Genomic DNA, 20826 nt, shown 5'->3' on the forward strand with positions numbered 1-20826 from the left:
AGCGCGTCCCATGGCAACCATCAAACAAGTGGCGCAGGCGGCGGGGGTGTCGTTTACCACCGTGTCGCACGTCCTCAACAATACCCGCCCCGTCAGCGACGCGGCGCGTCGCGCCGTGCTGGCGGCGGCGGAGCAATTGCATTACGTGCCCAGCGCGCTGGCGCGTTCCCTGCGCAGCCGCAGTACGGGCACCATCGGCTTGATCATTCCGAACAATACGAATCCGTATTTTTCGGAAGTGGCGCGCGGCATCGAGGATAGCTGCTACGCGGCCGGCTACAGCGTCATTTTGTGCAATTCCGATGACGACCCCGTCAAGCAGCGCGATTACCTGAACGTGCTGCTGACCAAGCGCTGTGACGGCTTGATCCTGTCCGCGCTGGCCGACAGCGATGGCGAACTGCTGCGCAAGATGAAGGTGCCGGCCGTGCTGCTCGACCGCGCGCCCAGCGACCTGGCCATCGATGCCGTGGCCGTCGACAACCGCGCCGGCGGTGCCCTGGCCGCGTGCCATCTGCTGGGGCTGGGACGCCGGCGCCTCGCTTGCATCGCCGGCCCGCGCGAAGTGAGCATTTCCAACGAGCGCATCGCCGGCGCGCGCAGCGCCATGGCGGACGCGGGCGTGGTCCTGGCCGACGCCCTGTGCCGCCATAGCGATTTCACGAGCGCTGGCGGCTATGCGGCGGCGCTGGACTTGCTGGCGCTGCCGCCAGGCCAGCGCCCCGACGCCTTGTTCTGCTGCAATGATTTGATGGCGTTTGGCGCCCTGCGCGCCGCCGCCGAGCGCGGCATTGCCGTGCCTGCGGACCTGGCCGTGGTCGGCTTCGACGATATCGACCTGGCCAGCTTCGTGCATCCGGCCTTGAGCAGCGTGGCGCAAAACACGCGCGAGCTGGGCCACATCACGGCCGCCTGCCTGCTGGCGCGCATCGCCGACCCCGCCTTGCCGCGCCAGCAGCGCAGCATCGCACCCGAGCTGCACGTGCGCGGCTCCAGCGTGGCCGCCACTGTAGCTTCTTCTTCACCTACTTCTTCACCTGCAACTGAACTGATGGGAATGACATCATGATCGTGGTTATCGGCAGCATCAATATGGACCTGGTCTTGCGCGTGCCGCGCATGCCCCTCCCCGGTGAAACCCTGACGGGCGGCGCCTTTTGCACCATTCCTGGCGGCAAGGGCGCCAACCAGGCCGTGGCCTGCGCGCGCCTGAGCGGCAACGTGGCCGCCGGTGGCCAGCAAGTGGCCATGGTCGGCTGCGTGGGCGATGACGCCTTCGGTGTGACCCTGCGCGCGGCCCTCGTGGGCGACGGCATCATCGACAGCCACATCACCACCTTGCCCGGTGTCGCGTCCGGCATCGCCTCCATCCTGGTCGATGACAACGGCCAGAACAGCATCGTGATTGCGGGCGGCGCCAACGATCTGTTGAGCCCCGCGCATATCGACGCGGCAAAAGAGCTGATCGAGCAGGCCGATATTGTCGTGCTGCAGCTGGAAACGCCGATGGCCACCGTCGTGCACGCCATTAAACTGGCCCGCTCGCTGGGCAAGACGGTGGTGCTGAACCCGGCCCCGGCCGCCAGCCTGCCGCAAGGCGTGCTGGAACTGGTCGACTACCTGATTCCGAATGAAATCGAAGCGGCCATGCTGGCCGGCGTCAGCCCGGACGGCGCGGATGCCAAAGCGCTGGCGGCCGCGCTGCAAAAGCTGGGCAGCGACAACGTCATCATTACGCTCGGCTCCAAGGGCGTGCATGCGGCCCTGTATGGTGGCGATTTCACGTTCCCGGCCGAGGTGGTGCAAGCCGTCGACACGACGGCCGCCGGCGACACCTTCATCGGCGGCTTTGTGGCGGGCCTGGCGTCCGGCATGGACGAGGCAGAATCCATCCAGCAAGGCCAGCGCGCGGCCGCCTGGAGCGTCACCAAGCCCGGTGCGCAAACCTCGATTCCCCACTTGCACGAGCTGTTCTGATGAAAAAAACACCGCTGCTTAATATTGCGCTGTCGCAACTGATCGCGTCGCTCGGTCATGGCGACATGCTCGTCATCGGCGACGCGGGCTTGCCCTCGCAGCCGGGCGTGCCCCTGATCGACCTGGCCTTGACGCGCGGCATTCCCGGCTTCATCGATACCGTCAACACGGTATTGACTGAAATGCAAGTGGAATACCATTTGCTCGCCAGCGAGTTACCGCAGCACAACCCGGCCATGGCGGCGCAGGTGGCGGCCCTGGCCTTGCCCGATGCGCGCCAGGTGACGCACGAGGAGTTCAAGCAATTGAGCAAGGGCGCGCGCGCCATCGTGCGTACGGGTGAGTGCAGTCCGTATGCCAACATCATTTTGGTGGCAGGCGTCGTGTTCTAGCGCAAACAAACGCGACATTGTTTGCCAAAAACATCAACGTACTTGTTCTCACTGAAATAATTATCCATCGGCAAAAGGGGCGGCTACAATAGCCTTACCCCTGCCAGCTCGGCAGCTTCCTGTGGTGTCCTGCCATGCCGATGAAAGCATTCGACGCTTTCCGCTGCTGTTTCATTCTGCTGCTGTGCCTGGCCACACAAGCCCGCGCGCTGGAACCTATCGCGCTGCAGCTCAATTTCACGCACCAGTTCCAGTTTGCCGGCTATTACGCGGCCATCGAGCAGGGTTATTACCGCGAGGCGGGGTTGGAAGTGACATTGGTCGAAGGCAGCGGCGTGCCGCTTGCCGAGGCGGCCGTGCTGACGGGCCAGGCCGACTATGGCGTGGGCAACAGTACCTTGCTGCTCAGCCGCATGGCGGGCAAGCCCCTGGTGGTGCTGGCCGTGGTGTTCCAGCATTCGCCCAGCGTGCTGCTGATGCGCCAGCATGGCGGCGCGCCGGACGTGCGCAAGCTGGTGGGGGCGCCCGTGATGATCGGTGCGGCCAACGACGTGGCAGCCGCATCCGATGAAGTCTCGCTGTACCTGCAGAAAATGGGTGTCGCGCCGCCGCAGATGCGCCACTTGCCGCCCAGCTACCGGATCGAGGATTTGATCAATGGTAAGGTCGACGCCATTGCCGCGTATTCCACCAACGAACCGGATTACCTGGACCGGGCGGGCTTTCCCTACTACCAGTTTACGCCGCGCACGGCCGGCATCGATTTCTACGGCGACAACCTGTTTACCAGCGAGTACGAACTGCGCCGCCATCCCGAGCGCGTGAAAGCGTTCCGCGCGGCCAGCCTGCGCGGCTGGCAATATGCGATGGCGCACCGCGAGGAAATGGTGCGTCTGATCCATGCCAAATACAGCCAGCGCCACGACCAGGCGCACCTGCTGTACGAGGCGCAGCAGATGGAATTGCTGCTGCAGCCCGTGCTGGTGGAACTCGGCTATATGAATCCCCAGCGCTGGCAGCATATCGCCGACACCTATGCCGCCATGGGCGTGCTGCCGCGCAATGCCACGGACAGCCGCGCTTACCAGGGTTTTTTGTACCACCCCGTGCCGGGCGCCGACTTGGGCTGGCTGTACCTGTCGCTGGGCGTGGCGGGCAGCTTGCTGGCCGTGTCGGGCGCCTTTCACTTCAGCAACCTGGCGCGTGAGCGCCGCCGCACGCAGGAAACCATCCGCCAGGGGGAATTGCGCTTTCGCACCATGTTCGAGGAAGCACCGATGGGCATCGCCCTGATCGATACCGTGAGCGGACAGTTTCTGGATATCAATCCGCGCTATCTGGCCATCGCCGGGCGCAGCCTGGAGCATATGAAGCGGTCGAGCTGGATGGAGATCAGCCATCCCGACGACGTGGCCGGTGAGCAGGCACACGTGGCGCAGCTGCTGGCGCGGCGCATGCCGGGTTTCCGCCACGCCAAGCGTATCGTGCGTCCCGACGGTGACGTGGTGTGGGTCGATGCCTCCGTGACGGCCATCGCCACGGCGCATCACGGCGGCCCGCACCACCTGTGCATGCTGGAAGATGTGACGGACAAGCGGCAAACGGAAGCGCTGATCTGGCAGCAAGCCAATTTCGATACCCTGACGCAACTGCCGAACCGCCGCATGTTCCACGAGCGTTTGCGCCTGGCGCTGGCCCAGGGCCGACGCGATACGAGCCGCGTGGCCATCCTGTTCATCGACCTCGACCATTTCAAGGAAGTCAACGACACCCTGGGCCACCACCAGGGCGATATCTTGTTGATCGAAGCGGCGCGGCGCATCCGCGTGGGCGTGCGCGAGACGGATACGGTGGCGCGCCTGGGCGGCGATGAATTCACGGTGATCCTGTCCGACCTCGATGACTTGCAGCAAGTCGACCGCATCGCGCGGCAGATACTCGACGGCTTGCTGGCGCCGTTCCTGCTGGGGCAGGAGCAGGCGTTCGTCTCGGCCTCGATCGGCATCACCCTGTATCCCGATGACGCGGGCACGATCGAGGACTTGCTCAAGCATGCGGACCAGGCCATGTATGTGTCGAAAGGCGCGGGACGCAACCGCTACAGTTATTTCACGCCCGCGATGCAGGTGGCGGCCGTCAACCGCATGCGCCTGGGGGCGGACTTGCGCACGGCCCTGCGCGAACAGCAGATGCAGCTGTATTACCAGCCCATCGTCGAACTGCATGGCTGCACCATTGTCAAAGTGGAGGCCTTGCTGCGCTGGCAGCATCCGCAGCGGGGTGTGGTATGCCCGCCGGATTTTCTGGCGCTGGCCGAGAGCAGCGGCTTGATCGTCGACATCGGCGACTGGGTGCTGCGCACGGCGGCCGCGCAACTGCTGCGCTGGCGCGCGCAGGGCCAGGCCATCGGCTTGCCGGGGCTGCAACTGTGCCTGAACCAGTCGCCGCTGGAGCTGCAGCGCGAAGTCGAGGCGCCCGGCACCTGGCTGCGCCAGCTGATGGCGCTCGATGTGCCGGCTTCGGCCATCGTGCTCGACGTGCGCGAAGATGCGCTGCTGGGAAGCGGCGCCGACAGCGGCATGGCGCAGCGGCTGCAGCACTTGCGCGAGGCAGGCTTGCAGATCGCCCTCGACGACTTCGGCAGCGGCCCCGCCTCGCTGACGCAATTGCAGCAGTGCGGCATCGATTACCTGAAGCTCGACGGCGTGCTGGTGCGCAAGCTGGCGCCCGGTGCCAGCGAACTGGTGTTGTGCGAAGCCATCGTCACCATGGCGCACAAGCTGGGTTTGCAAGTCATCGCCGAAGGGGTGGAGACCGAAGAGCAGCGCGCGCGGCTGCTGGAAATCGGCTGCGATTTTGCGCAAGGCGAGCTGTTTGCGCCGCCGCTGGCCATCGAAGCGTTTGATGCGCTGCTGCACGCCCGGCGGCCCTTGCACCCTTGAAACCGGCGCGCCCTGCCACCAGATGTCCACTGGCCCTGCGGGACAGGGCTTCCGGCCTGAACGGGCTTATACTCGACAGGCTGGCGCCTGCGCCCGGCTCCAGCTGTCACCGGTTCGCGTCATGAACCGGGCGCGCAGGCAAACCTTCTTCCATTCACTCAACTCGAGGTGACCTCATGGGCATTTTCAGCAATATCTATAACAAAATCTTCCACCATGCGTCCGACGCTGCCCCGGCAGCCACGCCAGCGGCCGCTACCGACGCGCCAGCGGCGGCCGCACCGGCAGCCGCCGCTGCACCAGCGGTTGCCGTGCCGGTGGTGGACGTGGAAGTGGTGCTGGTCGACCTGGCCAGCAAGAACGCGGAAACACTCAATTGGCGCACGTCCATCGTTGACCTGATGAAATTGCTTCAACTCGACAGCAGCCTGGCTTCGCGCAAGGAACTGGCGCAAGAACTGCACTTCACGGGCGACACCAACGATTCGGCCAGCATGAATATCTGGCTGCACCGCCAGGTGATGATCAAGCTGGCGGAAAACGGCGGCAAGGTACCGGAAGAACTCAAGAACTAAACACCTGGCGGCAGCAGGGGTATCCACTGTCACCGCTATCCAATCCCGTGGGAACTGCCTATCATGGAGTTCCCATGGTGTCGCGATAGCTAAAACTAATTGAAACTATTGTGACAATCAATTTTGCATATGGGTTAAAACCCCTTACACTAGAGTCTTACTGATTCACCACACGAGAGGAAATGATTATGTCGCTCATCAATACCCAAGTTAAACCATTCAAGGCAACCGCATTCCACAATGGCAAATTCGTCGACCTGACGGAAGCGTCGCTGAAAGGCAAGTGGTCGGTATTCGTGTTCTACCCAGCCGATTTCACCTTCGTTTGCCCAACCGAACTGGAAGACCTGGCCGATCACCACGCCGAGTTCCAGAAGCTGGGCGTCGATGTCTACGGCATCTCGACCGACTCGCATTTCGCGCACAAAGCATGGCACGACACCTCGGACGCGATCAAGAAAGTGCAATACGCACTGATCGGCGACCCGACCGGCACCCTGTCGCGCAATTTCGAAGTCATGATCGAAGAAGAAGGCATGGCACTGCGCGGTACCTTCGTCATCAATCCAGACGGCTACATCAAAGTGCTGGAAGTGCATGACAACGGCATCGGCCGTGACGCATCGGAACTGTTGCGCAAAGTCAAGGCAGCTCAATACGTTGCCGCTCACCCAGGCGAAGTGTGCCCAGCCAAATGGACGGAAGGCGCAGCAACGCTGACCCCATCGCTGGACCTGGTTGGCAAGATCTAAGTTTCGATGCACCACGTAGCAAACAAGTAGTTACCGCGATGCCGGACCGGGCGTCCGGCCCGGCATTCGCCTAAATATTTGTAAAGGAAGAAAAAATCATGTTAGATGCAACCCTCAAAACCCAACTGAAATCCTACCTGGAAAAAGTGGTGTATCCGCTTGAGCTGGTCGCTTCTCTCGATGACAGCGCAAAAGCCCGCGAGATGAAGGAATTGCTCCAGGAGATAGTCCTGTTGAGCGACAAGATCACGCTGGTCGAGCGCCTTGACGCTGGCGTACGGGTCCCGTCGTTCAGCATCAACCGTACCGGCTCCGATATCGGCGTGCGTTTCGCCGGTGTGCCGCTGGGCCACGAATTTACCTCGCTGGTGCTGGCGCTGCTGCAAGTGGGCGGCCACACCATCAAGTTCGACGATGCCGTGATCGAGCAGATCCGCAACCTCGACGGCGATTACGAGTTTGAAACGTTTATTTCGCTTTCCTGCCATAACTGCCCGGAAGTGGTGCAGGCCTTGAATGCCATGGCGGTGATCAACCCGCGCATCAAGGTCACCACCATCGATGGCGGCGTGTTCCCGAAAGAAGTGGAAGAGCGCCAGATCATGGCCGTGCCGATGATGTTCCTGAATGGCCAGCATTTTGGCCAGGGACGCACGAATGTCGAGGAAATCCTCGCCAAGCTCGACACGAACGCCGGCGCCCGCCAGGCGGAAGCTTTGAGCAAGAAAGATGTCTTTGATGTACTGATCGTCGGCGGCGGTCCTGCCGGCGCGGCAGCGGCCATCTACGCGGCCCGCAAAGGCATCAAGACGGGCGTGCTGGCCGAGCGTTTCGGCGGCCAGACCCTCGACACCATGGCCATCGAGAATTTTATTTCCGTCAAGGAAACTGATGGTCCGAAGTTCGCCATGGCGCTGGAACAGCACGTCAAGACCTATGACGTCGACATCATGAACACCCAGCGTGCCAGCAAGCTGACACCAGGCAAGTTGATCGAGATTGAAACGGCGAATGGCGCCATCCTGAAAGCCAAGACCGTCATCCTGGCCACCGGCGCCCGCTGGCGCGAAATCAACGTGCCGGGCGAGAAGGAATACCGCAACCACGGTGTCGCCTACTGCCCGCACTGCGATGGCCCCTTGTTCAAGGGCAAGCGCGTGGCCGTGATCGGCGGCGGCAACTCGGGCGTGGAAGCGGCGATCGACCTGGCCGGCCTGGTAAAACACGTGACCCTGATCGAGTTCGGCGCGGAATTGCGTGCCGATGCGGTGCTGCAACGCAAGCTGCACAGCCTGCCTAACGTGACCGTGATCACCTCGGCGCAAACCACCGAGATCCACGGCGACGGCAAGATCGTCAATGGCCTGAGCTACACGGACCGGGTCAGCGGCGAGTCGAAAAAGGTCGAGCTGGAAGGCGTCTTCGTGCAAATCGGCCTGGTGCCGAACACGGAGTGGCTGAAGGGTACAGTGGCACTGTCGCGCCACGGTGAAATCGAAGTCGATGCCCGTGGCCAGACCTCGATCCCCGGCGTGTTTGCGGCCGGCGACGTCACCACGGTGCCGTACAAGCAGATCATCATCGCCACCGGCGAAGGCGCCAAGGCAGCCCTGTCCGCCTTTGACCACCTGATCCGCTCGGACGACGAGGAAGTGGTTGAAGAAGCCGCAGTCAAGGAAGCGCTGACGGCATAAGCTGTCCAGCCGCAAAAAAAAACCGGAAGCACCGCAAGGCGCTTCCGGTTTTTTACGTGTAGAGGAAACTTAGCTGCCCGTGTACAGCGGGTTGGCGGCGACATACACCTGCACGCCATCGACGGGCATGTCCTTCGGCGCGATCTCGCTCAGGGCGAAGACGGTCCTGTTGCTGAAAGTTTGCACGTGCCACGTAAAACGCTGGCCGGCGCGCACGATGGTGACGGTTTCGCCGCGCGTGACGTTGAGGTGGCGCGTGTCGGCCTGCAGCTCGATGCTGCGCTGGGCGGCGGCGTGCGGGGCGCTGCTGCCATAGTCGGCGGCCGTGCCCGTGGGGCCGGCTGCAATGGCCGAGGTGGCAAGGGTGGCAAGGGCGGCGCACAGAATTGCCAGGGCGCTGCGGTGGGTGTTCAACATAGTCATCTCCAAGAATAAGCCCGGCGCAGTGAGTAGCCGCGCCGTGTTGTCGTTGTGGCTGCACCGGGATCGCCGGTTTTTGCACCACGGCATCCTAAGCGTTTCTTGGCCGATCTGCAAAGCTGTATTTCCTGTCTATATTTCCACTGTGGCCGCCAGCGGCACGTCCGGCGCCAGGTGGCTGGTCAGCACGATGCACTGGCGCGCCAGGCGGGACGGGTCGGCCAGGCGCTGGCGCAAGTACGCCATGGCGGATATGTCGAGGCCATTGAACGGTTCATCGATCAGCAGCAAGCGCACGGGCAAGGCCAGGGCCAGGGCCAGTTGCAGTTTTTTGTGCTGGCCCAGCGAGAGGGCGGTGATGCTTTGCTGCAAGGTTGGCAGCAGGGAAAACGCGCTCAGCTCGTCGTTCAGCAGGGCCTGGTCGCTGCCAGGGTACAGGGCCAGGTGCAGGTCGAGAAACTCGTGCACTTGCAGCCAGGGCAGGGCGGGTAGGTCGCCGCCGCAATAGAAGGTTTGCGCACGGTAGGCCAGCGGCATGAAGCCGCTGTCGACGTCATTGAGGCGGATGGCGCCGCGCGCGGGCAGCAGGGCGCCGCCCGCCAGTTTCAGCAAGGTCGTCTTGCCGGCCCCGTTCGCACCGCGCAGCCAGGTGATGCCGGGGCCGAATTGCAGATTGCAGCCCTGGAAGACGCTGTGCGTGGGGAAGTGAAAATCGAGGTGCTCGATATACAGCACGGGAGAAGGCAGGTTCAATTCCATAATTCGCTTCCGATGGCGCTCAAGGCAAGGATGGAGAGGACGACGAGGACGACGCGTCCCCGCGCCGTGAGGCGGGGCAGGCCGACGATGGCCAGCAGGGCCGTGCTGGCCGTGAGAGCGTAGACCGTGGTCACGCGCTGCTGCAAGGCGGCGGGGTTCATGTTGTACAGCAAGACAGCGCCCGCCAGCAGCACGGCAAACGGCGGCAGCAGGCTGGCGGCGCAGGCCAGGCGCAGCAAGGTGGCGCTGGCCAGGGGCCAGGCGTTCAGCGAAGGGCGCAGCACGGCGATCTGTTCGCGCACGGCCTTGTCGCCGCGGTCCGTCACAATGATCAGGCTGGCGCTGGCCAGCAAACCCAGCAGCGGCGCGGGTACCAGGGGCACGCGCAGCAGCCAGGCCAGCATGCTGGTGCCAGCCGTGACCAGCAGCACGCTTTGCTGGATGCCGATCCTGTTTTCATTGCGCCAGAACGGCAGCCAGAACAGCTGGCGCCACAGGAACACGCTGCGCCAGCGGGGAGGCTGCGGCACATAGGCCGTCATCGTGGGCGGGCGCGCCCTTTGTGTGGGACGCGGTGCGCGCAGGCGCTGCGCCACGATGAGTGTCGTCAGCAGCCAGGCCAGCAGCCAGGCGGCGATGGTGGCGGCAATGCCGGGTGCGACAATCGGGCGCAGCCAGGGCGGCGACTGCAGCAGCCAGATGCTGGCCGAGACGGCATAGGCGAGGCCCAGCGGCAGCATCAGCACACCGGCCACGGCCACGTCGGCTTGCCAGCGCAAGCGCGTCGGCAAGGGCAGCTGGCGCAGCCAGGCGGCGGTATTCGCCGGTAGCAGGCGCTTGCGCAGCAGCCAGGCGGGCAAGCAGGTCAGCAGGATTTGCGCGCTGATCACGCCCAGGGCGGCGGACCAGGGCAGGCTCACGGCAAGAAAGCCGGGCAGGGCGATGACGCTGAGTAAACCCAGCAAGACAGGACCGGCCAGGAATACGAGGATTTCCATGGAACTGGCCAGGCTGGCGGCAAATTGCAGCAGGGCGTGATGGGCCAGGCGCAAGCGCAGGACGAGGTAGGGGGAAAGACTGTGTGGCAGGCGCATCAGGCAGGAGCTGCAGAGTCAGGAGGAGCGCTGATTCTAACAGCAGGGGGCAGACCCCCGGATAAGTTAGCGTTGAGCTTGACGTTGGTGGTGTTGAGGATCTGACCCCAGAATGGGAAAAGCCCTTCGGTTCAGAGAACCAAAGGGCTTTTCTTTTATTGGCGGAGCGGACGGGACTCGAACCCGCGACCCCCGACGTGACAGGCCGGTATTCTAACCAACTGAACTACCACTCCAAGCTCGTATGATCTGTGTTGCTGATCCATGAAGCACTGAATAATTTTCTGTATTGGTGGTGGGTGCTGAGAGGCTCGAACTCCCGACCTACGCCTTGTAAGGGCGCCGCTCTACCAACTGAGCTAAGCACCCGCATACCCAGAAAACTATCCCGACGTTTGTCACCACGTCTGGAAGAGGCACTATTATAGGGGGCGCTTTCCCGCTTGTGCAACTATTCTTGAGGGGGAAAAGCAGTTTTTTTGCTGAAAAGCGCAAAAAATTTCAAGGGAAGGAGGACTGACGTGTTTTTTGCTGCTGAAATGGGAAAAGCCCTTCGGTTCTGGGAACCAAAGGGCTTTTCTTTTATTGGCGGAGCGGACGGGACTCGAACCCGCGACCCCCGACGTGACAGGCCGGTATTCTAACCAACTGAACTACCACTCCAAGCTCGTATGATCTGTATTGCTGATCCATGAAGCACTGGACAGTTTTCTGATTTGGTGGGTGCTGAGAGGCTCGAACTCCCGACCTACGCCTTGTAAGGGCGCCGCTCTACCAACTGAGCTAAGCACCCGTTGCTTGTCTCAGAAAACCATCCCGACGTTTGTCACCACGTCTGGAAGAGGCGCTATTATAGGATGGCTAAAATCCTTCTGCAAGCGCTTTTTTCACTTTACTCTGTAATCCCCCACTGCGACAGCATCCACGCCATATTGAACGCATTCTCGGCGATGGCGTTGTAGCGGCCCGAAGCACCGCCGTGGCCGGCGCCCATATTTGTTTTCAGCAGCAATGGATTGCCATCCGTTTTATGCGCGCGCAGCTTGGCCACATACTTGGCCGGCTCCCAGTACATGACCTGGCTGTCGTTCAGGCCCGTCGTCACCAGCATGGCGGGATAATTCTTACGGGCAATGTTGTCGTAGGGCGAGTAGCTGAGCATGTAGTCGTAAGCCGCTTTCTGGTTCGGGTCGCCCCATTCCAGGTATTCGCCCGTCGTCAGGGGCAGGCTGGCGTCCATCATGGTGTTCATCACGTCGACGAACGGTACGGCCGCGTGCACGGCGTGGAACAGCTCGGGACGCATGTTGACGACGGCGCCCATCAGGAGGCCGCCGGCGCTGCCACCCTGGATGATCAGGCGGTTCGGGCTGGTCCATTTTTCGCGCACCAGGTAGTCGGCGCTGTCGATGAAGTCATTGAAGGTGTTTTTCTTCTTCATCAGCATGCCGTCCTCATGCCAGGCTTCGCCCATATCCGTGCCGCCGCGGATATGCGCCTGCGCATAGATGACGCCCCGTTCCAGCAGGCTGATGCGGCTGATGGCGAAGCTGGCTTCCGTGGAAATGCCATACGAGCCGTACGAGTACAGCAGCAGCGGCGCGGAACCGTCGAGCTTGACGCCTTTCTTGTAGACGATCCACAGCGGTACTTGCACGCCATCGCGCGCTGTCACCCACAAGCGCTGCGTGGTGTAGCGGCTGCCATCAAAGCCGCCGACGATTTCCTGCTGTTTCAGCACCGTGCGCTTGCCGTCTTGCATATTGACGTCGATGACCGTGGGCGGCGTGACGGGCGATTGGTAGGACATGCGAAATTGCTTGGCGGTAAATTCAGGCGTGCCGGCCGCGTTGGCCAGGTAGACGGGGTCGTCGAACTGCACCGTCTTCCAGTTCTTGTGCGCGAAATCATAGATGCGCGCGCGGTTCAGGGCGCGCGCCTTTTCCATCACCACCAGGTAGCCCTGGAAGACGTCGATGGACTGGATCACGGCGTCCTTGTTGTGCGGCACGACGGGTTTCCAGTGTTTCGGCTGCGGCGCGGACAATGGCGCGCTGACGACACGGAAATTCTTCGCCTCCTTGTTGGTCATAATATACAGCTGGCCGTCGCGGTGCTCGATGCCGTAGCGGTGACCCTTTTCGCGTTTCAGCACGCTCTGGAAACTGCCATCCGGCTTGCTCGTTGGCAGCAGCAGCACTTCGCTCGTATCCGTGCTGCGCGCGGTGAGCACGAAATAACGATGGTCGCGCGTGCGGCTCACGCCGATGGCGAATTGTTCCACCGGCTCGTGATAAACCTGCTGCAAGGTGCCGCCCAGGGCCAGGCGGAACAAACGGTCCGAACGCTTGGTGGTCGCGTCTTCCTGCGTCAGCATCAGGGTGGCATTGTCCGCCGCCCACGCCAGGGACGTGACTCTAGGCATGGTATCTTCCAGCAACTTGCCCGTCTTCAAATCCTTGACATGCAGTTCGTACTGGCGGAAACCCGTCGTGTCGGTGGTGTAGGCCAGCAACTGTTCATTCGGGCTGATGCTAAACGCGCGCACGGCAAAAAATTTGTGGCCTTCGGCCAATTGATTCTGGTCCAGCAGGATTTCCTCAGCCGCCTGCGCATCGTAGGCGCCGCCAGCGCCGACAGGGCGGCGGCAATGCAGTGGGTATTGCTTGCCCGCTTCCGTACGCGTGTAATAGTAGAAATTGCCCTGGCGGGCAGGCACGGACAGGTCTACTTCCTGCATGCGGCCCTTGATCTCCGCAGTCACCTTGTCGGCCAGCGACTGGATCGGGGCCGTGACGGCCGCCGTGTAGGCGTTTTCCGCATTCAGGTAATCGATCACGGCAGGATCGGTTTTCTTTTGCAGCCAGCGGTAGTCATCCGTGACGACGGTGCCGTGGCGCGTTTCCTGCCAGGCTGTCTTGGCGGCAACCGGCGCGGTGGGCGTGGCAACGGTGGTGGTGGTGGTGTCGGCCAGCGCGGATGGCGCCAGGGTGGACAACAGCAGGGCCGGCAGGATGGATAACCAGGCGGACCGGCGGCGCGCAGCATGATGGGTAATGGACAAGGCGACTCCTTTGAATAGTTGTGTCAGGATTGTAATCTTGCCATTGAGAAAAGCAACTGCCAGGCACCACCAATGCATGCGTTTCAACTTGCATCCACGGGCATTTCCAGCGATACTGTATATAACTACAGTATTCTGCCGCGAGGTGTCCTTGACCACATCTGCCTCCCCACTTCCCGAGCCACCCGCCCGCCGCTGGATAGCCCACCTGGACATGGATGCCTTCTTTGCCTCCGTGGAACTGTTGAAATATCCCGAATTACGCGGCGAAGCCGTCGTCATCGGCGGCGGGCGCCTGCAGCAACCGGTGCTGCAGAGTGACGGCACGCGGCAGTTTGCGCGCATGCGCGACTACGTGGGACGCGGCGTCGTCACCACCTCCACCTACGCGGCGCGCAAGTTTGGCGTGTTTTCCGCCATGGGCATCATGAAGGCGGCGAAACTGGCGCCCGACAGCATCTTGCTGCCCGCCGATTTCGAGGCCTACCGCGAATACTCCGCCCGCTTCAAGCAAGCCGTGGCCCATCTGTGTCCCATCATCCAGAACGTGGGCATCGATGAAATCTATGTCGACCTCACCGAACATGGCGAGCAGGCGCCGGCCATGGCGGCGCGCCTGAAGGCGGCCGTGTTCGAGGCGACGGGCCTGTCGTGCTCGGTTGGCCTGGCGCCCAACAAATTGTTGGCAAAAATCTGTTCCGACCTGGAAAAGCCCGACGGGCTCACCATTTTGTCGCCCGAGGATGTCGAAACCAGGGTCTGGCCCTTGCCGGCAAAAAAGATCAATGGCATCGGCCCGAAAGCCACGGCCAAGCTGGAAGCGCTGGGTGTCAATAGCATCGGCGAGCTGGCGCGCGCCGATCTGACCATGCTGCGCACGCAGTTCGGCGACCTGTACACGGGCTGGCTGCGCCAGGCGGCGCTGGGCATCGACGAGCGGCCCGTGCAGACGAGCCGGGAAACCAAGTCCGTCAGCCGCGAAACGACGTTCGAGCGCGACTTGCAGGTGGTGCGCGACCGTGCCACCCTGTCGGAAAAGCTGGAAAGCCTGTGCACGCGCGTGGCGGGCGACCTGGATAAACAATCGCTGGCGGGGCGCACGGTGGGCATCAAGCTGCGCTTCGAGGATTTCAGCACCGTCACGCGCGACATCACCTTGCCCAGCGCCACGGCGGACGCCGCCGCCATCCTGCGCGCCAGCCGCGATTGCTTGCGGCGCGTGCCATTTGAAAAGAAAATCCGCCTGCTGGGCGTGCGCATCTCGACCTTGTCCGATCCGGCCGTCGTGACGCGGCAGGTGCCGGCCCAGGCGGAGCTGTTTCCCAGGCTCTAGCGGCGTTTCCTACAAGATACATACCGCGCCGGACCGCGCTTTTGACGGCATTTTCACGTCGAAAGTGTAGAATGGCGTTCCCCTGGCACTACTGAAACAAACGGAAGACAAAAACTATGTGGTTCAAGAATCTTCAGATTTACCGCCTGCCCGCACCATGGGCTTACACGCCAGAACAACTGGAAGAGGCCTTGTCCTCGAACAAATTTACGCCGGCGACCAGCATGGATCTGATGCGCCAGGGCTGGGATACGCCGCGCCCGAACGGTGGTCTGGTGCACGTGGTCAACAAGCAAATGTTGATCTTGCTGGGCACGGAAAAGAAACTGTTGCCAGCGACCGTCATCAATCAGGTGGCCAAGGCCCGCGCTGCCGAGATGGAAGAAGCGCAAGGCTTTGCGCCGGGTAAAAAGGCCATGAAGGAATTGAAGGAACGCGTGGCCGACGAGCTGCTGCCGCGCGCCTTCAGCATCCGCAGCAACGTCTGGACGTGGATCGACCCCGTCAATGGTTGGCTGGTGGTCGATGCGGCCAGCCCGGCAAAAGCCGATGAAGTCATCAAGCTGCTGCTCAAAGCCGTCGATAAACTGCCGCTGGAAAGCTTGCGCGTGCAGCGCTCGCCTGTGGCGGTGATGACGGAATGGCTGCAGGCCGACGATGCGCCTGCCGGCTTCACGGTGGACATGGACACGGAATTGCGCGCCACGGGCGAAAGCAAGGCCACCGTGCGCTACGTGCGCCACACGCTGGAAGCGGACGATGTGCGCCGCCACATCGCGGCAGGCAAGCAGTGCACGCGCCTGGCCATGACGTGGAACGACAAGATCTCGTTCGTGCTGACGGAGTCCCTGGCCATCAAGAGCGTCAAGCCGCTGGATGTGATCAAGGAAACGGAATCGAGCACGAAGAACGACGACGAGCGTTTCGACGGCGACGTGATGCTGATGACGGGCGAGCTCTCCAAGCTGATGGCCGACGTGGTCGAAGCATTGGGTGGCGAAGCGACTGCATAAGCGCAGTCATATCGGTACGAAAAAGGAGCTTCGGCTCCTTTTTTTCGCCTGTGCTTTTAGCCCTGTCCTGCCATCGGCTTACAAGGGCTGGAACACCCCGGCGGCGCGGTTCTTTTGCACATTGTCCCAGGCGAAGATCTGGCCATTCATGGCCACGTACACGCCGGCTGGCAAGGTTTGCGCCACGCCGCAGGCAAAGCCCAGGTTGAACAGGGCATCGGAGTTGTCGATTTCGTAGGGAATCATGGCGCCCGTCAAAATCACCGTTTGCTGCAGGTTCGCCGCGCCCAGCACTTGCGCCGTCTCGCGCATGGTGTCGGTGCCGTGGATGATGACGATGGCTTTCTCCTGTGCCGCGCGGCACGAGGCCAGCACGCGCTGGCGGTCCGCATCCTGCATGTCGAGCGAATCGAGCAGGGGCAGTTGCTCCAGGGCCACGGGCGCCGTCATGCGCGCGCGGGCAATCGCTGCCGGCAAATGACTGTCGGAAAAGCCCAGGGTACCGTTCAATTCGTTGTAGTGTTTGTCGAAAGTGCCGCCAGTGGCGAGTATGCGCAAAGTCATGATGTGGTCACGATGTCAGTGGAGAATGACGCGCATGATAGCGTGGATTGTGTGCCTTGCGTGAATGGCGGGCCCGTTGTGGATCGCAACTGGAAAATTTGGCCATCTGTGAGTACACTGGTTTCTTTGTTTGCCTGCCACCCTGACTCCGTATGAAAGCGCTCGCTCCCGGCACCGTCATTTTTCACCGCCACCGCGGCTATGGCGTCATCACGTCCGTCAATTTGCTGACGGGCTGGATCGCCGCCCGTTTCGGCAGCGAAGCGCGCACCCTGGACCTGAACCTGTCGACCGACGACGTGCAGTTTGCCGATGGCGAAGCGATCCTGTTTCGCCGCGCGCCGCCCGACCGCATGCCGCATGCGCGCCTGATGACCATGGTGCGCGAGCTGCACCAGGCCGGTTATCAAAAACTGTATCTGTATTCCTGGCCCAAGCCGTCCGGCCTGCATTGGCGCTGGCATTTGTTTACGGGGCCGCGCGACTGGATGCAACGGCCCTGGCGCGAAGGCTGGTACGGTTCGGGCGCCGACTACAACGTCAACCCCGTGATGGGCTGGGGCGATACGCCCGGTGCCACCACCGGCGAGCTGATCGATGCCCTGGCCCGTTTCGATCCGCAAGGCCTGGCGCAGGCGCTGGGGCGCGACGACGACCATAGCGCGTGGTTTGGCCGCGTCTGCGACGCTCTATTACCCAACTATATGTACAGCCTGGACATGCAGCGTACCCCCGGCGAGCCCTTGCAGGACATGCCACCCGTGCCGGTCGTGGCCGTGCGCGCCGGCGTGGCGCCGTATGCCGGGCCGGACATCGCCTGGCCACCCGGCTGGGCCGGCCTGTGGCGCGGCCGGCACGCGCTGGCCGCGCCCGCCATCCGCATCACGGGCGAGCCTGACCTCATCAAGGGGTTTCAGCGCTCCTGAGGGGCTTGCCGCGCATGCTGCAACACCTCGGGATTGAGCAGGCGCGTGCATTGACCCTGCGTAAAATCGACGATGTTTTGCAGGGCGTAGCGGAAGTACAGCTCATAGCTGTCACGCTCGACGTAGCCCAGGTGTGGCGTGGCCAGCACGTTCGGCAGCAGCAGCAATGGCGCGCCTGGCGGCAGCGGCTCGTCCGTAAACACGTCCAGCGCGGCGGCGCCCGGGCACCCCTGCTGCAGCGCCGCTTCCAGCGCGCCCTCGGCCACCAGCTCGGCGCGGCTGGTGTTGACGAACAGGGACGTCGGCTTCATGCGCGCCAGGTCGTCGCTTGTTACCAGGCCGCGCGTGGCGTCGGACAGGCGCAGGTGCAAGCTCAATACGTCGGCTTGTTCAAAGAAGGCTGCGCGTGAAACCGCCGCCGTATCGCCGGCCGCCACGGCCGCCGCGCGGCTCGCTTCGCTGCCCCACACGAGGATAGTCATGCCGAAGGCGCGGCCATAGCCGGCGATCAGTTGACCGATCTTGCCGTAGCCCCAGATCGCCAGGGTGCGCCCTTTTAATACCGTGCCCAGCGTGTTGCGCGCCGGCTCGATGGATGACGTTTGCCACAGCCCTTCCTGTAAATGTTGCGCGTATGGCACGATCTTGCGCTGCGCCGCCATGATCAGCGCCCACGTCAGTTCGGCCGGCGCCGTGGGCGAGCCGATGCCTTCGGCGATGGCGATGCCCAGTTCCGTGGCGGCCGCCACATCGATGTGTCCGCTGACCTTGCCCGTTTGCGAAATCAGTTTCAGGTTCGGCAGTTTCGACAGCAAGGCGCGGTTGAAACTGCTGCGTTCCCGGATCAGCACCAGTGCGTCGAACGGCGCCAGGCGGATGGCCAGCTGACCCAGTCCCCGCGCCGTATTGCTGAACACTTTGACCTCGTGGCCATCGAGCAATTTGAAGCAATCGAGGCTGCGCACGGCATCCTGGTAATCATCGAGTATGGCAATTTTCATGGTGGATGGCCGATTTTAGTAAGGATTTGGTAGGGAAATAACAGGATACGGGAAATGCTGAATAGCCTACTACATTAGTCAAGCTATTCTCCTACATTTTTGCGAGAATAGCTGATTGGCGGGTGTACAATCGCCGGCACTTTTGAAGCTTCCTGATTATAGTTATAGCGCAAACTGTTCCCGCAGCCTGGGTGCATGATCCAGGTAAACGACACCAGAGCCCTGCCCGCGTGAAGACGCCGCCCGCAGTGAGCCGCAGCCACCTCTCAACGATGCTGCCTGTCTTGCCGGAATGACCAGAATTTCTTTTATTGGTATTGGAGGTAATATGAATCAGCCCGTCATGGGTGGCGTCGCCGCACTCAACGTCCCAGCTTATATTAAACAACAGAAACTGATCAACTGGGTGGCCGACATTGCCGCGCTGACCAAGCCGGAGCGTATTTACTGGTGCGATGGTTCGCAGGAAGAGTACGAGCGCCTGTGTGCCGAAATGGTTGCCAGCGGCACCATGAAAAAACTGAATGCCGAAAAGCGCCCGAATTCCTACCTGGCCTGCTCGGATCCGAGCGACGTGGCCCGCGTCGAAGACCGCACGTATATCTGCTCGGCAACGAAAGAGGCGGCCGGCCCGACGAATAACTGGACCGAGCCTGGCGAAATGCGCCACACCCTGAACGGCCTGTTCGATGGCTGCATGCGCGGCCGTACCATGTACGTCGTGCCATTCTCGATGGGCCCGCTGGGTTCGCCCATCGCGCACATCGGCGTGGAACTGTCCGATTCACCGTATGTCGCCGTGAACATGAAGGTCATGACCCGCATGGGCCGCGCCGTGTACGACGTGCTGGGCACCGATGGCGAATTCGTGCCGTGCGTGCACAGCGTGGGTGCACCGCTGGCAGCCGGCCAGCAAGACGTGAAATGGCCGTGCAACAGCACCAAGTACATCGTGCATTTCCCGGAAACGCGTGAAATCTGGTCCTTCGGTTCGGGCTATGGCGGCAACGCCTTGCTGGGCAAGAAATGTTTCGCCCTGCGCATCGCCTCGAACATGGGCTACCAGGAAGCGCAAGCGTCCGACAACAACCCGGGCTGGCTGGCCGAACACATGCTGATCCTCGGTGTGGAATCGCCGGAAGGCAAGAAGCATTACGTCGCGGCAGCGTTTCCATCGGCTTGCGGCAAGACCAACTTCGCCATGCTGATCCCGCCGGCAAGTTTTAATGGCTGGAAAGTGACCACCATCGGCGACGATATCGCCTGGATCAAGCCCGGTGCCGATGGCCGCCTGTACGCGATCAACCCGGAAGCCGGTTACTTCGGCGTGGCGCCGGGCACCAACGAAAAAACCAATTACAACTGCATGGCGTCCATGCGCGACAACACGATCTTCACCAACGTGGCGCTGACGGACGATGGCGATGTCTGGTGGGAAGGTTTGACGAAAGAAGCTCCAAGCCACCTGATCGACTGGCAGGGCAAGGACTGGACGCCGGCGTCCGGCACCAAGGCGGCGCACCCGAATGCGCGCTTCACTGTTGCTGCCACGCAAAATCCGGTGATCGACGCAGCCTGGGACGATCCGGCCGGCGTGCCGATCTCGGCCTTCATTTTCGGTGGCCGCCGCTCCACCACCGTGCCGCTGGTCACCGAAGCGCGCAACTGGGTCGAAGGCGTCTACATGGCCGCCACCATGGGTTCCGAAACGACGGCCGCTGCCGTGGGCCAGATGGGCGTCGTGCGCCGCGATCCATTTGCCATGTTGCCGTTTATCGGCTATAACATGAGCGATTACTTCCAGCATTGGCTGGACATGGGTGTCAAGGTGGGCAAGGTCAATCCGGCGGCCCTGCCGAAGATCTACTGCGTCAACTGGTTCCGCACGGACGAGGCAGGCAAGTTCGTTTGGCCTGGCTTTGGCGACAATATGCGCGTGCTGAAGTGGATGCTGGAGCGTATCGAAGGCACGGCGGGCGGCGTGGAAAACCTGTTCGGCACGACGCCGCAGTATGGCGACCTGAACTGGGATGGCTTGCCATTCACGCAGCAACAGTTCGATACCATCACTTCGATCGACAAGGCGGCGTGGCGGGACGAATTGAAATTGCATACGGAGTTGTTTGAAAAACTCGCGTATCATCTGCCGCAAGAATTGGCAGATCACAAGGCTGCGCTGGAAAAGCGGCTGAGTGCATAAAGTTTAGTAGTGGGGGAGAAACACGTCGGCGAAGACTGGCGTGCGATAAATGACACGCCGGCAATGACTGGGGTGCTAGCAAAAAGAGAAACGGCGCGGATTGCATGAGCATTCCGCGCC

The 20826-nt window shown here is 62.1% G+C and carries 17 protein-coding genes and 4 tRNA genes; 11 read left to right on the forward strand and 10 right to left on the reverse strand.

Annotated features, from left to right (window positions below; translation table 11 throughout):
- The first annotated feature begins 10 nt into the window (after window positions 1-10).
- From O0882_RS25575 to ahpF, 7 genes are all read left to right on the forward strand, one after another.
- A complete protein-coding gene (locus O0882_RS25575) occupies window positions 11-1069 on the forward strand; it encodes a LacI family DNA-binding transcriptional regulator (protein ID WP_289952538.1) in 1059 nt (352 codons plus the stop codon).
- Window positions 1066-1977: a ribokinase gene (gene rbsK / locus O0882_RS25580; protein ID WP_289952540.1), complete on the forward strand. Its 912-nt coding sequence runs from the start codon at window positions 1066-1068 to the stop codon at window positions 1975-1977. Before O0882_RS25575 ends, rbsK begins: the two co-directional genes overlap by 4 nt.
- A complete protein-coding gene (gene rbsD, locus O0882_RS25585) occupies window positions 1977-2369 on the forward strand; it encodes a D-ribose pyranase (protein ID WP_289952543.1) in 393 nt (130 codons plus the stop codon). Before rbsK ends, rbsD begins: the two co-directional genes overlap by 1 nt.
- A 134-nt stretch (window positions 2370-2503) precedes the next feature.
- Window positions 2504-5311, forward strand: coding sequence for an EAL domain-containing protein (locus tag O0882_RS25590; protein WP_289952545.1), 2808 nt, complete (start codon window positions 2504-2506; stop codon window positions 5309-5311).
- A 176-nt stretch (window positions 5312-5487) separates the two neighbouring features.
- Window positions 5488-5886, forward strand: a complete 399-nt coding sequence (locus O0882_RS25595) for a DUF3597 domain-containing protein (protein ID WP_289952546.1) — start codon at window positions 5488-5490, stop codon at window positions 5884-5886.
- A 188-nt stretch (window positions 5887-6074) separates the two neighbouring features.
- On the forward strand, window positions 6075-6638 hold the full coding sequence (gene ahpC, locus O0882_RS25600) for an alkyl hydroperoxide reductase subunit C (protein WP_289952548.1): 564 nt from the start codon (window positions 6075-6077) through the stop codon (window positions 6636-6638).
- A gap of 98 nt (window positions 6639-6736) precedes the next feature.
- Window positions 6737-8332: an alkyl hydroperoxide reductase subunit F gene (ahpF, locus tag O0882_RS25605; RefSeq protein WP_289952549.1), complete on the forward strand. Its 1596-nt coding sequence runs from the start codon at window positions 6737-6739 to the stop codon at window positions 8330-8332.
- Window positions 8333-8401: 69 nt separating this feature from the next.
- Here the strand turns inward: ahpF and O0882_RS25610 are convergent, their stop codons facing one another.
- From O0882_RS25610 to O0882_RS25645, 8 genes are all read right to left on the reverse strand, one after another.
- Complete coding sequence (locus O0882_RS25610; RefSeq protein WP_289952551.1) at window positions 8402-8749, reverse strand: CzcE family metal-binding protein; 348 nt, start codon at window positions 8747-8749, stop codon at window positions 8402-8404.
- Window positions 8750-8884: 135 nt separating this feature from the next.
- Window positions 8885-9511, reverse strand: a complete 627-nt coding sequence (locus O0882_RS25615) for an ATP-binding cassette domain-containing protein (protein WP_289952555.1) — start codon at window positions 9509-9511, stop codon at window positions 8885-8887.
- Window positions 9502-10605: a hypothetical protein gene (locus O0882_RS25620; protein ID WP_289952558.1), complete on the reverse strand. Its 1104-nt coding sequence runs from the start codon at window positions 10603-10605 to the stop codon at window positions 9502-9504. Before O0882_RS25620 ends, O0882_RS25615 begins: the two co-directional genes overlap by 10 nt.
- A gap of 159 nt (window positions 10606-10764) precedes the next feature.
- Window positions 10765-10841, reverse strand: a tRNA-Asp gene (locus O0882_RS25625).
- A gap of 57 nt (window positions 10842-10898) precedes the next feature.
- A tRNA-Val gene (locus tag O0882_RS25630) sits at window positions 10899-10974 on the reverse strand.
- 217 nt (window positions 10975-11191) lie between these two features.
- Window positions 11192-11268, reverse strand: a tRNA-Asp gene (locus O0882_RS25635).
- 54 nt (window positions 11269-11322) lie between these two features.
- A tRNA-Val gene (locus tag O0882_RS25640) sits at window positions 11323-11398 on the reverse strand.
- 99 nt (window positions 11399-11497) lie between these two features.
- Window positions 11498-13669, reverse strand: coding sequence for a S9 family peptidase (locus O0882_RS25645; RefSeq protein WP_289952559.1), 2172 nt, complete (start codon window positions 13667-13669; stop codon window positions 11498-11500).
- 151 nt (window positions 13670-13820) lie between these two features.
- Here O0882_RS25645 and dinB point away from each other — a divergent pair, with 151 nt between their 5' ends.
- Both dinB and O0882_RS25655 read left to right on the forward strand, forming a co-directional pair.
- Window positions 13821-15002, forward strand: a complete 1182-nt coding sequence (dinB, locus tag O0882_RS25650) for a DNA polymerase IV (RefSeq protein ID WP_289952562.1) — start codon at window positions 13821-13823, stop codon at window positions 15000-15002.
- 116 nt (window positions 15003-15118) lie between these two features.
- Window positions 15119-16015, forward strand: coding sequence for a recombination-associated protein RdgC (locus O0882_RS25655; RefSeq protein ID WP_100874868.1), 897 nt, complete (start codon window positions 15119-15121; stop codon window positions 16013-16015).
- Window positions 16016-16093: 78 nt separating this feature from the next.
- Here the strand turns inward: O0882_RS25655 and O0882_RS25660 are convergent, their stop codons facing one another.
- Window positions 16094-16579 (reverse strand): asparaginase domain-containing protein, encoded by a 486-nt coding sequence (locus O0882_RS25660; protein WP_034781194.1) that lies wholly within the window; start codon window positions 16577-16579, stop codon window positions 16094-16096.
- Window positions 16580-16731: 152 nt separating this feature from the next.
- Here O0882_RS25660 and O0882_RS25665 point away from each other — a divergent pair, with 152 nt between their 5' ends.
- Window positions 16732-17505 carry an L-asparaginase gene (locus tag O0882_RS25665; RefSeq protein ID WP_289952565.1) on the forward strand — a complete coding sequence of 258 codons (774 nt, stop codon included), beginning with the start codon at window positions 16732-16734 and terminating at the stop codon, window positions 17503-17505.
- On the opposite strand, the gene O0882_RS25670 is transcribed toward O0882_RS25665, so the two are convergent.
- Window positions 17493-18506, reverse strand: a complete 1014-nt coding sequence (locus tag O0882_RS25670) for a D-2-hydroxyacid dehydrogenase family protein (RefSeq protein WP_289952567.1) — start codon at window positions 18504-18506, stop codon at window positions 17493-17495. The genes O0882_RS25665 and O0882_RS25670 overlap by 13 nt on opposite strands.
- A 328-nt stretch (window positions 18507-18834) precedes the next feature.
- Between O0882_RS25670 and O0882_RS25675 the strand changes: the two genes are divergently transcribed.
- Window positions 18835-20706, forward strand: a complete 1872-nt coding sequence (locus O0882_RS25675; protein WP_289952569.1) for a phosphoenolpyruvate carboxykinase (GTP) — start codon at window positions 18835-18837, stop codon at window positions 20704-20706.
- Window positions 20707-20826: the final 120 nt, after the last annotated feature.

Origin of the sequence: Janthinobacterium sp. SUN073 (assembly GCF_030397665.1) — a bacterium.
Taxonomy (GTDB): Bacteria; Pseudomonadota; Gammaproteobacteria; order Burkholderiales; family Burkholderiaceae_D; genus Janthinobacterium.